3 protein-coding genes are annotated in these 13,438 nt (G+C 41.1%); all 3 read right to left on the bottom strand.

Going from position 1 to position 13,438, the window contains the following annotated elements; genetic code table 11:
* Window positions 1-41: 41 nt before the first annotated feature.
* Complete coding sequence (locus tag OZP11_RS00125) at window positions 42-3,965, bottom strand: T9SS type B sorting domain-containing protein (protein WP_281233213.1); 3,924 nt, start codon at window positions 3,963-3,965, stop codon at window positions 42-44.
* 26 nt (window positions 3,966-3,991) lie between these two features.
* Window positions 3,992-7,279: a T9SS type B sorting domain-containing protein gene (locus tag OZP11_RS00130; protein WP_281233214.1), complete on the bottom strand. Its 3,288-nt coding sequence runs from the start codon at window positions 7,277-7,279 to the stop codon at window positions 3,992-3,994.
* 116 nt (window positions 7,280-7,395) lie between these two features.
* Window positions 7,396-13,278: a GEVED domain-containing protein gene (locus OZP11_RS00135; protein ID WP_281233215.1), complete on the bottom strand. Its 5,883-nt coding sequence runs from the start codon at window positions 13,276-13,278 to the stop codon at window positions 7,396-7,398.
* Window positions 13,279-13,438: the final 160 nt, after the last annotated feature.

A 13,438-nucleotide genomic window follows, 5' to 3' on the forward strand; every position in this document is an offset into this window, starting at 1 on the left:
TTTATCTTTAATATTTCTGGCTTAATCAAGTCTGGCTTGTTTTAGCGCTTCAGAGAAAAATGGGCTTTGAATTCTTTTTCGGTTTCGTTTTCGTAATAAATGACCTTGAACCAATAATCGGTTGAGGGCAGGGCGGTTCCGTTATAATTTCCGTCCCAGCCTTCGCCGGAAGGTTTTATAGAAGTGATGAGTTTGGCGTAGCGGTCAAAAATGTAAATAATAGACCGCTGCTGGTCTTTTAAACTCGTAATATTCCACAAATCGTTATAACCGTCGCCATTTGGGGTAAAGAACTTGGGATAATCTACAACCAAAACTTCAACGGTAAGGGTTCCGGCACATCCATTTACATCTTTTACCTGTACGATGTGCGTTCCGGCACTGACATTATAGAAATAATTCGATTCCTGTTCCGGTCCGTTGTCAAGTGAATACACAAAGTTTCCTGTTCCGGTAACCGTTGCCATAATGGTGGCATTGGACGCGAAAAATTCTGAAACGACTTTTGCTTTTAAATTTTCAGGGCCGTTAGAAAGAACAACTTCTGTACTGGCCATTTTTGCCGGACAACCAAAGCTGTTAGTCACTTCTACCGTATACGTTCCCGGTTCTGCGGCGGTAAACGAAGCATTTCGGGAAGACTGCAATTGTCCGTCTTTATACCATTTAAAAGTGAAATCGGATGTTGAAAGTCCGGTTTCTATTACGGCAGGAGAGATAAGATTACCATTGGCATCATAACAAATGGTGTATTTTGGGCGAAGATTTACGCCTTCGGCCGGAATGATATTGAGCTCCAGTTCTGATATGGCAAAGCATCCTCCGGTGTTTTGAACTCTGATGAAAACAGAATTTGAATTTGTGATAGTATAGTTTCTGAAATTTGAAATAGGATTGACGTTGTTTTCAGCATTGATTCTGCTGGCAAAATATCCCGAAACAGAAGTTCCGGTTTCGCTATTAAGAATTTCCTGTTCGTAAACACTTAAATCATAAAAATCCTGCTGGCAGATTGTTTTTTCCAGAAGAACGGCAGGTTCCGGTTTTTTGCTGATTTGTATTTGTAAATCAACAAAAGTTTTACAGCCCGAAGCATCTGAAATTTCAGCAATAACCGACTGAGAATATGGAATTGTCATCTGGAAATTTGCCGGATCTGCAATAGCAATTTCGTTTGCCGAATCTGCTGCATTCAAATAATATTTTACATGAAGCTGAGCATTCTGATTGGTGATTTCAGCATTTTTTGAAGTCAGATTTACCATTTTTAGTCCGTCTGCTGTATCATCATCACATTCAGCCAGAGTTGAAGGCGTCTGAACTTGTGGCGGCGTACATTCGGTATCTGTATCTGTGCAGGCAGCGCAGACCGGATTAGGATCTGGAACTGAACTCGAAACGGTAACCGTATTGGTCAGGTTTCCTGTAAAATCTTCGGGAATGACTACTGTAACTTTATAAGTAATTGTAGTTTCTACGGGAATGTTTGCAATAATATCGGTTAAATTACCAGTACCGGTTTTTCCGTTTCCTGTCCAGCTCATAGTGGTAATTCCGGCTGGGATTATGTCGTTTACCGAAACATTTACCGCATTACTCGGTCCGTTATTGGTAATTGAAATATCATAAACTGTTGTAGTTCCGGGTACATAAACGGTTTGGTTATTTGTTTTAACGGTAACCAGATCGGCATTTAAAACAACAGGCGTAACAGTAGGATCGTTTAAGACTGTCGTTTTAGGATTATCTGAAAGTACGGTAACCGAATTATGATCCGGATTTTCACCCGCAGCTTCTGCCTGATTTGTTACAGATCCCGCAGCAGCATCGGCACTGGTTATGGTATGCGATGCCTGAATGGTGGTACTTTCTCCAGGATTCAGAATTGCTGTCAAGGCCGGAGAAATACTTCCTGGATCGGCATTAATATCTGAAATGACAATGTTGCTTATAACTGTTTGTCCAGTATTGGTCAGGATTAAATCGTAAACAATGACATCTCCTACATTGTAATAGGTTTCTTTTTGAGAGGCTTTTGTAAAACGTAAGGCGCTTGCCTGTGCAATAGCCTCAGAGGTATTATTGGTAAGATCAACATCGGTGTTTGTTCCTGTGATAACGGCTTTATTTACAAAATCTCCCGCCGCTCTGATTGCTGCAGTAATTGTAAGCGTTTCGAGTGCGCCTGAAATTAAATTCCCAACAGTCCAGATTCCGGTTGTATTGTTGTAAGTTCCTCGTGTTGTGACAGCATTTACGAACTGATAGCCGTTTGGAAGTAAATCGGTTATGCGCACATTTGTATCGTCTCCTGTACCAATATTAGAAGCCGTTATTTGAAAAACAGCCTGATTTCCAACGATAGAAGTTACTTCTTTTTCAACTTTTAAATCGGTACATGGATTTACTGAAATGAAAACCGGAGCAGAAGGCGCTGTTAAACCACAATCTCTTGTTGCCACCACGGTATAATTTCCGGTTTTTATGGCTGTATATTCCGCTTCTACCGCACCTGGAATAAGCACATCATCCAGATACCATTGATAAGGTTCAAGACCCGGAGTGGTAGACAAAGTAACAGAACAGGTATTGGTTGAACTCACTTTTGCAGGCGGTTCAGGCGAATCGCTGAAAGCAGAGAAAAATCCCGACATAGAGAATCCTTCTCCCTGCTGAATTATACTGGTGGTTAATCGGGCATTGGATGTGATGTTGATTACGGCTGGGTTTCCAATATTTACATCAGTAAAACGGAGCATATAGAATCCTGTACTGCCAATAGGAACACGCGGCGCAGTTAAACTTTCCAGATTAACGCCGTTAAGAAAAACGGGTTCCGTCGCGCTTTCTAAAATGGTGTAGCCAAAGTAGGGAAGATCTGTATTGTTATAACTGATGAATTTTCGGGTAATGATGCTTTTAGAACCGGAACAGCCCCCAATTGGCAGTACGGTCGAAATATCGGTTTCACAGTTTACAGCGGTTGCCGAATATACCACAACGGGTTTTGTTGCATTTACAAAAGTCGAAGAATACATATTTTGTGTATCTCCATGATGAATGGTCACAAAGCTTCCCGGGTTTGGAAGTATTTCTGTGGTCGTACCAATTTGATTTCCTGCTGCATCAAAATGAATTAACTGCACGCTTGTATTGGCTTCTGAGGCCACGATGGTACTTTGTTCAGGATCATTAGGACCTGTTCCGGCTGTTCCGTTACCGCGAACAAGCATATAACGTCTGCCCAGCATATTTACCGGAGCAATCTGATCGACTGTCGCGTCCTCGCCGTTTCCGCTGCAGGCCTGCGGTGTATCGCCGTATGTTCCTACGTTTACAACAACAGCTTTATCCGAAGTCAGCAGAGAACCCATTGGAGCAACAAATAATCGGCTTTGACCTGCGTTTAAAAGGGCTGTCATGGTTCCGTTAAGCGAAATTGCGGTGCCGTTTTCTGTTGCCATTACAGAGTATATAGGTGCGTCATTGACAATTCCGGTATAACTGCTTCGGTAATAACCAAGACGGAAAGCCAGTCCAAGTCCTTCGTTTCCAAAGCTGACAAGTGAGGCATTTCCTTTAATATTGGTATTGTTGGTTCCCGGTGTATCGGAGGCTATATTTCGCATGTTTACCGAAACGGGCGCTGTGGCTTCAACAATAAGACCGCGGTTGGATGCAACGCTGTTTATAGTGTTTCTTGGAAGACTTGCAGGGTCGCCTTCAAAGCGGTACGAAACCGGATTATCTGCTGTTAGGGTTAAAGTGGTAATGGAGGTTCCGTTGCTTTTTTTAAGTTCTACGGTTACAGTTCCCGCTGCGATGGTTGAGATTACAATTTCGTTTGCATCACTCCAATACTGCCACGGCGACGGCGCAATGTAATGCTTAGACGCATACTGCGCCATTGCCTGACAGCTGAAAATCAGAAGGAACAAATAAGGGAATATTTTTTTTAGCAGCATTTCTTAGGTTATCTGAATAGTTCAAATTACTGGCTGATGTAAACCCAGCCGGCTGTTGATTTCGCGTCTTTAAAATGAATAATGTAATAATAGGTTCCATCCGGAAGTCGGTCTCCTTTATCTGATTGACCTTCCCATTCATTACTATAGTTCTGTCTGGTATACACAACGTGACCAAAACGGTTAAAAATCTGCAGGTTCGAAATAGGAGGTAAGTCGGTTAAATCGAAGAAATCGTTCATTCCGTCACCGTTTGGAGAAATTACATTCGGGATATTGCCGTCGTATTCGGTACAGATTGGATTTGGTGCGATGCATTGTAAATCAGTATCAGTGCACGATGCACATGCAGGATTTGGGTCTTCGGTATCGCTTGATACGGCAACGGTATTTACCAAATCGCCTTTGTAATCCTGCGGTGTGCTGATGGTAACGGTGTAAATTACCGAAGTTCCGTTTGGAAGTTCATTTATTGAGGCATTAAGCGCGCCTTTTCCTGAATTTCCTAGATTATCTGTCCATTTCATAATCGAAATGCCTGTTGGAAGTTCATCTTTTACCACCACATTTTTGGCTGTATCAGGACCATTATTCTGAACCGAAATTGTATACACAACGTCTTTTCCGGGAATATAATACTCCTGATTATCGGTTTTTACGGTCACTAAATCTGCTTTCGGAATGTATTCGGTATTGATATCCGTACAAGCCGCACAATCCGGATTTGGATCGGTTGTTGAGCTGGTTACAACGGTTGTGTTGATTAAATTTCCTGTAAAACTTTCTGGTACTTCAATCGTTACGGTATACACTAAAGCATCTCCGTTTTTTAATTCATTTACGGTTTCATCCAGTCTGCCGTTTCCGGAATTCCCCAGATTATCCGTCCAGTTCATGATGGTAATTCCCTGCGGGATTTCGTCATTTACGTTTACGTTATAGGCATTTCCCGGACCATTATTGGTAACAGTAATGGTATAAACGGTATTTGTTCCTGCGATATACGAGTCTTTATTGTCCGTTTTAACGGTAACCAGATCGGCTTCAGAAACAACAGGTGTAACAGTGGCGTCTCGTAATACAGGTGTCGAAGGATCATCAGAATTAACTTTTATAAAGATATCTTCAAAACTTTCGCCCACAATCGTAGCCTGATTGGTTACTTTTTTGGCAGTAATATCGGCTTGTGTAATAGTATGATTTGCGGTAATGGTAATAACCTGACCCGGATTTAATGCAGAAATAGAAGAGGGAGTAACACTTCCGGCATCGGCATTGGCATCGAGAACCGAAAGGTTGTAAAGCGACACATTTCCGGTATTGGTTAAGGTTAAGTCATAAGTAATAACTTCTCCAATATTACGGTAAAGAGATTTCTGTGCTTTTTTGGTTAAAGTCATATTCCATTCCGGTTCAGCCTGAGCTGTATTATTGGATTGGTTTGAATCTAAATTTGCACCTTCAATTTTAGCTGTGTTAAGATGATTTCCGTTTTCATTTACGGCAGCCGTTATTTCCAGAACCGCTTCCTGATCGATATCTAAAGTGCCGATAGTCCAGATTCCGGTTGTTTTGTTGTACGTTCCGTTTGCGGCTGATGCCGAGGCAAAAACATAGCCGTTTGGCAGTAAATCTGTTACTTTTACGCCTGTGTCCTGAAAAGGACCGCTGTTTTTGGCTTTGATAACAAAAGTAATTTTCCCGCTGTTGCCTGCGTTTGCAATTTCTTTGGTAACACTTAAATCACTGCATACTTTAACTAAAAGAGGAGATGACTGATTGGTTATCCCGCAGTCCATAGTTCCGGTAACGGTATAATTTCCTGAGTTTTTAACCGTGATCGTCTGCTCTGCTGCACCCGGAATGGCAACACCGTCAACATACCATTGATAAGGTGCTAAACCAGCCTGAGTCGAAATAACCGTATTACAGTTTTCATTGGATACAATTTCGGGTTTGGTGATGGTTTCATTAAAAGATGAAAAGAAACCCGACATTGTAAAACCATTTCCCTGCTGTACGATACTTACCGTCATTTTTGCATTAGATGTGATGTTGTATTTTTCCGGACTTCCAATTTCGGTATTGGTAAAAGTGATGATATAATAACCCGTAGAACCAATTGCGATTCTTGATTTACCTGTAAGAGTTTCTAAGTTTGAGCCGTTAATAAGAACAGGTTCTGTGGCGCTTGCCAGAATAATATATCCAAAAGCATCCAGATCGTTGCCGTTGTACGAAGTGAATTTTTGCGTAACAATTTCGTTTGAACCTGTACAGTCTCCTACCGGAATAACTGTAGACATATCTACTTCGCATAAATCGGCAGAACCTGAATAAATAATAACAGCTTTATCAGCTTCTACAAAAGATGAGGAATAAATATTTTGGGCATCTCCGTGGTGAAACGTGTACGATCCGCCTTCAAGCGGAATAGTTTGTGTTGAATTGTTCAAAAATACGCCATCCGGACTGTAATTGGCAATTTTTACAACCGTATTGGGCTGTGTAGCTATAATGGTGCTTTGTTCCGGATAATTCAGCTGGGTTCCGGGTGTCCCGTTTCCTCTTACGATGACATAGTTTTTTCCGAGTGACTGTGCCGGAATAACCTGTGTCACGATACCATCAGAACATCCCCCGGGAGCATCAGAATACGCTCCGGCATTTACTACAATCATTTTATCAGATGTAAGGCCGGCTCCCATTTTGGCAGGAAACAAATAACTCTGTCCTTTGTTAAGAGTAGTCAGAACAGCATTGTCAAGCAAAACCTGTGTATTGTCTTCGGTCGCCATAACAGAATATACAGGTGCATTTCCTGATATTCCCGTAAAATCAGTACGGTAATAACCTAATCGAAAAGAAGTTCCTTTTCCTTTATCTCCAAAACTTACCAGAGAGGCATTTCCCTTAATGAAATTCCCCAGGTTGTCAGATCCCGTATTTCCTTCGTCTGAAGCAATATTCCTTACGTTTACGGCAATTGGAGTAGAAGAACTCACAATTAAGCCACGGTCGTTATAAACCGTATTTACAGCATTTCGGGGCGTAGACATGGGTACGCCTTCAAAACGGTAAACAGCAGGAAATGAAGAAGTCAGGGCAAGAGTAACGATTTCGGTTCCGTCACTTTTAGAAATGGTTGCATTTACAATTCCCGTAGAAATGGTCGTAATTACGATTTCGTTGGCATCGCTCCAGTACTGCCATGGCGATGGTGCAATGTAATGATCATTAGAATATTGTGCCGCTGCTTTTGTCGAAAATAAAAGTATCGAAAGGATAAAGAGTAGAACTGCGTATTTTTTCATTGTGAATTTAGTTTACCTGTTAGTCATTTAGCAGGCTGTTTATCTAAAAACAAACTTCACAGACAAAAAAGAATGTCTGTGAGGCTTGTTTGTAAATTATTGTATAGGATTGATTCTTATTTTCTGATCATTTTCTGAACAACCGTTTTTCCGTTTTCAAATAAAATGCGAACCAGATATACACCTTGCGGTACATTTGAAAGATCAATTACAGAAGATTTTCCGTTTGAAATCTGCTGTCCGGTAATATTGAAAACCGTAACCTCTTTCACCACTTCAGAAGCTTCAATAGACGCATAATCTGAAGTTGGATTAGGATAAATGCTGTAGCTTGCTTTATCAAAATCTCCGGTTCCTAATTTGGCTTCAACATTAATAGTATAATCTTCTGTTTCTCCTTGTGAATTAAATCCGCAGGCACCTGAACCTACCCAGCCGCTTACAGCTTTAAAACGCATTCTGGTTGAACCTAAAAGAGCATTTGGCGGTACCGATGTTGTAAATTGTAATGCGCCGCCTACTTCTTCACTTTGAGAAACGTATACCATTTCGTTATCATCAAAAATCATATCCTGATTCCAGTCGATCCATACCGATAAGAAGGTAAAACCAACAAGTGAACCTGTAAAGTGAACATTAAATGTAATATCTGTATTGATATTGGCCGTTAGTACTTTATCTGTAAAATCGCTGTAACCCTGACCTGAACAAGTCGAAGTATTATTTAAATTAACCGCTGCTCCGGTTGTAGCCACACTTATAATTGATAAGTTTTCGCATCCGTTTACAAAATAAGACTCGCAGTATTTGGCAGGCTGGCCAGAAATCGTGATTTCGATTTCGGCAGTAACAGCAAGGTTCGATTTAAGAGAAGCCTTAACTTTTACCGTTCCGTTATCAACAGCCGTTACTTTTCCGTTACTGTCAATTGTGGCCAATGAACTTCCTTCAGTAATAGTCCAGTTCACTTCAGATCCTGCGATTACGTTGTTGTTTAGAGAAACCTGTACATCCAAAATTCCGTTTTTTAGCGTGATCGCTGCCGGAGCGCCGTTTGCTGCCGCAAGCATTAAAACATCTGTAATTGGCTGTTTTGTAGTAATCGCCAAAATCGACATTCTGATCTGCGATGCATACTCTGCACCGGCATCTCCTGCAAAATCAAAGTCTGCGCTTTTTATCGTTTTATTGATATTGCCTGACTCGATGCTTAAAAGAACTTCGTAAAGTCTAGGATTTGTGCTGTTTCCTTCCAGATTATTATTGGCAATATTCACACGCCCAATTCCCTGAATAGCAGCATTGGTTCCGTCGTACCAGTCAGAAACCGTTACATTTGAGATTGTCTGCGAAGTTCCATCTGTAAAATGAACGACAGCATTGAATTTCAGATTGTTTGAACCACCGCCTGAAGCTGCCGCTAAAAGATATAATTTTTCAGAATTTGAAGCAGAAAATTCAAGAGTACCAGTGCTTGCCGCTCCGTTGCCAACATGAGCAGGCGTAAGGAAAAGCGCATTAGCACCGGAATAATCAGCCAGTTGGAATGTTACGCCCGGTGTTGCGGCACTAATGATTTTACCATCGGCAGGAAGACCAAAACTAGGTGCTGCATTTCCGACAGATGCTTTAAAATCAAGAGAAACCAAAGCTCTGGTATTCGCTTCATCAAAACCAACAGTAGTTGATTCAGAAGCATTTCCAATTCCGTTTGCAATAATATCATGGTTAAATCCAGATGTAATCGCCACCGGTCCGTCTGTAGTCGTATCAGAAGATCCGCAGATACTCACCGCCAAGACAGCCGTAGTAGTCGCACTGCCAGATGGAGGAGTCTGTGAAAATGTGATCGAAGTAATTGATTTTTTGAAGTTTGCATCTTCTAAAACCAATTCATTCTGATAAATTCCCGTTTGCGATAAACCATCAAACTGATTCAAAGGCGCCCAGCTTGCACCGCGGGAAACTCTTCCAATGCCTGTAATTACTTTATTCGAAAGCGAACCTGTCTGCCACCAGTCAGTTGCTTCAAGAGGAAAAGTTTGTGTAGTCTGATCGTCAAAGTTTACTGTAACAGTTATCCTGTTGTTTCCTTCGGCAGCTACAGAAGCAATGTATACTTTTTGTGCTTTTTTAGGTGTTGTTAAAGTTAGTGTTCCTGCATTGGTTAGATTATTTCTTAAAACCAAAGCGTTGTTTGCTGTAAAATCAGCAAGTTTGAATTCCAGACCTGCTACAGAAGCACTGGCAACTGTTCCGTTTTCAGGAAGACCGCCGCCAAAAGCTGCAGCACTAACCGAAGAACTGTGCGGGTTTTTAGGCACGAAATCTTTTGTATAAAATACGTTTGCCGCATCGATAACCGCCGTTGTTTTAGCATCAGCATCACCTTCTGTACCTTCTGCAACCACATCGGCATTAAAACCGGTCACTTCAAGAGCTGTAAAAGTACAGGCCATTGGTACAACCTGATTTGAAATTGAAACCGAAATCTCGGCAAAAACAGCTGCATCTGTTTTAAGAACTGCTTTTACTTTTACCGTTCCGTTTGCCAGAGCCGTTACTTTTCCGTCTGCATCAAGCGAAGCAAAAGAACTTCCTTCTGTAATTGTCCAGTTGACATCAGAAGCCGTAATTGCTTGTCCGTTTAAAGAAGCGGTCAATTCTAAACTTCCATCTTTTACCGTAATCACAGCCGGAACATTGTTTAAAGCAGCAAGCGTTAAAACATTTGCCGTTGGTGCCGCTTTTTTAGTCGTAATGGCTAAAACCGACATTCTGATCTGCGAAGCATATTCAGCACCAGCATCTCCGTCAAAACTAAAGTTAACACCTGTGATGGTTTTATTTTGATTGGCTTTTTCAATAACTAATCCTACTTCGTAAAGTCTTGGATTGGTGCTGTTTCCTTCTAAATTATTATTAGCTGTATTCACACGTCCGATTCCCTGAATAGCGAAATTCGTTCCATCGTACCAGTCAGAAACCGTTACATTTGAAATTGTTTGTGAAGTTCCGTCAGCAAAATTTACGACTGCGTTAAACTTCAAATTGTTTGAACCACCGCCGGAAGCTGCTGTTAAAACATATAATTTTTCTGAATTTGATGCCGAGAATTCTAGAGTTCCGCTGTGTGTACTTCCGTTATCCACGTGAGACGGCGTAAGGAAAAGCACATTTGGACCAGAATAATCAGCCAGTTGGAATGTTACGCCCGGTGTTGCGTCACTAATGATTTTACCATCGACAGGAAGACCAAAACTAGGAGCTGTATTTCCGGCAGAGGCTTTAAAATCAAGAGAAACTAAAGCTCTTGTATTCGCTTCATCAAAACCAACTGTCGTGGATTCGGAAGCATTTCCAATTCCGTTTGCAATAATATCATGATTAAATCCAGATGTAATTGCTACAGGACCTTCAGTGGTTGTATTAGAAGATCCGCAAATACTTACAGCCAAAATAGCCGTTGTAGAGGCACTTCCTGACGGAGGAGTCTGTGAGAATGTGATCGAAGTAACAGCTTTTTGCTGATTGGCACTTTCGATCGCAAATTCATTTTGGTAAATTCCCGTTTGCGATAGACCGTCAAACTGATTCAAAGGTGCCCAGCTTGCACCGCGGGAAACTCTTCCAATGCCTGTAATTACTTTATTCGAAAGCGAACCTGCCTGCCACCAGTCAGTTGCTTCAAGTGTAAAAGTCTGAGTTGTCTGATCGTCAAAATTTACCGTTATTGTAACGGTGTTATTTCCTTCGGCAGCTACAGAAGCAATGTATACTTTTTGTGCTTTTTTAGGGGCAGTCAAAGTCAGTGTTCCGGTATTGGTTAGAGTATTTCTTAAAACCAAAGCATTATTTGTCGTAAAATCTGCAAACTGAAAATTCAGGCCTTGTACAGAAGTACTTGCAATAGTACCGTTTTCAGGAAGACCGCCGCCAAAAGCAGCTGCACTTGCTGCAGAACTGTGCGGATTTTTAGGTACGAAGTTTTTAGCATAAAATACATTTGCTGCATCTATAATGGCAGAAGTTTTGGTGTCTGCATTTCCTTCTGTTCCTTCGGCAACCACATCGGCATTGAAACCTGTAAGCTGCAGTGTTTCAAAATTGCATACTGCAGGAGGTGTCTGGTTTGATATTGTAATGTTGATTTCAGTAAAAACGGCTGCGTTTTCAACAGATGTTACTTTAACCGTTACAACTCCGTCTCCTTTTGCTGTTACCAGTCCGCTTGAAGAAATCGCAGCAAAATCTGCTCCAGAAGAAATGCTCCAGATTACATTTTGACCCGCTTCTGCAGGAAGTACTTTTTTTACCAATTGCAAAGTACCGCCCAAAGTGTTGATTGCAGGAGCACCATCGTTTAAAACCGAAACGGTAACTTCTGCAGCGGCAACCTGTTTTTTATGTACCACAACGGTATAATCTTCTGCCTGACCGTATCCTGTTGTATTACAGGCTTCGGCAATTGACTGATTGGTTGTAGAATAGTATTTTTTTACGATTCTCATTCTCGTATTTCCGGTACGCGCATCAGCAGGAACTTTGATATTTCCGGTTAAAGTTTCGATTGAAGCATTTCCCTGAATGTAGCCTAAATAATACGCTTCGCCTTCGTCTAAAAGTGAACCGTTATGATTCCAGTCAAAATAAACCGTAATATGGTTAGAGAAATTATTGATTGTATTCGTATCGTTATTTCCTGAAACCGAAATAGGGTAGGTGCCGTCTAAATCGACATTGCCAAAAACGGTTGTAAAGTCTTCATAAGCCGGAGTAGTTGTTCCAATAGCTTCTGGACTTGAATTTGAAATTCCGGCAAAAGTTACCTGTGTGATGGGTTCTGTATTTTGAGGGAATTTAACCTCACAGTATTTTGTGATAGGAGATTCAATGTCGAATTTTTTCACGACTGTTTTTTCGACACCGCTATCAGAAAAAGCTAAAATTAAATCTTCATTGTTATCAACAAGCAGCGAATTGTATGTTGCCTGACCTGTCGAAGCAAATCCGCCTATTTTTATCCACGACTCATTGTCGAATCCGTAAGCGTAGTTTTTTAAGAAATCAGTATCTTCCCAATTACTGCAAACTACATACGGAACGCCCGATGCCGTAACGGCTATGCTCACGTGCTGTACTCTTCCCTGAGAAAAATTTTCAGCACCAAGATTTTCCCATGCTGTGCCGTTGTATTTTTTTACATTTAGTTTTTGTCCGCCTGAACTTCCTGAAACAAAAGCTAGATACAGATTGTTCGCTGCATCAATAGCCAGCGATGAGTTGTAGTTTTCGCTGTTAGAAGCAGCTGCAATGTTTATTACATTTCCAACCGGATTCCATGCCTGATTAGACGGCGCTGTTAAATCATTTTCGTAAACATGAACGTAACCGTTGTTGTTAAACGAAACGTACACTTTGCCGTTTGTTCCAATTTTTAAATTAATAAAAGCCGGTGCAGCATTTGCAAAACCTGTAGTTCCCACCTGCTCCCAGGCGCCGTTTACAAAGCGTTTGACAGTTCCGTTTGCTGTTCCGTAAGCAGCATATAAAATTCCTGAAGGATCTATAGCCAGAGCCTGTTGTGTAACAGAACCGCCTTCAGGATTAGGGAGACTTGCCCATGATGTACCGTCAAATTTTCTAACATTCATCCCTATATCCGGATAGCCGGCCGGATTAGAAAAGTAAACATTCTGTGCGTCTTTTGCTGCCAAAGCACCAAAAGTAGCAGTTCCGGCTGTTATTCCGGGAGAACCTCCAAGATAAGACCAGCTTGTTCCGTCAAATTTTTGTACAGAACCTTTTGTTACACTTACATCGTAGTAAGAGGCATATAAATTTCCTGCTTCATCTTTAACGAGCTTATTAAAGCTGCTGCCTCCGGCTGAAATTCCGGATAGACCGCCAACATTTTCCCAGACCTGAGCTAAAACGGCAAGAGGGAAAAGTGTTATAAGAAAAGTGAAAAATGATAATTTAAAGTAGTTTTTTTTCATCTAAATCTTTGTAAAAAAGGGTTTGTAATTGATCTTTAGAAAATAATAATTAATATTATTTTGATTTAGTCTAGATAATAATAATATTTGCCGCAAATGTCTTTACTTAATTCTTGTAAGGATTATCATAAGCGGATTAAATTTTATTACAAACGGATTA

Source organism: Flavobacterium gelatinilyticum, from assembly GCF_027111295.1.
GTDB lineage: Bacteria > Bacteroidota > Bacteroidia > Flavobacteriales > Flavobacteriaceae > Flavobacterium > Flavobacterium gelatinilyticum.

Bases quoted from the DNA above. Each gene is read 5' to 3' on its own strand.
- OZP11_RS00130 (WP_281233214.1), bottom strand. From the start codon at position 7,279: ATGAAAAAATACGCAGTTCTACTCTTTATCCTTTCGATACTTTTATTT.
- OZP11_RS00125 (WP_281233213.1), bottom strand. From the start codon at position 3,965: ATGCTGCTAAAAAAAATATTCCCTTATTTGTTCCTTCTGATTTTCAGC.
- OZP11_RS00135 (WP_281233215.1), bottom strand. From the start codon at position 13,278: ATGAAAAAAAACTACTTTAAATTATCATTTTTCACTTTTCTTATAACA.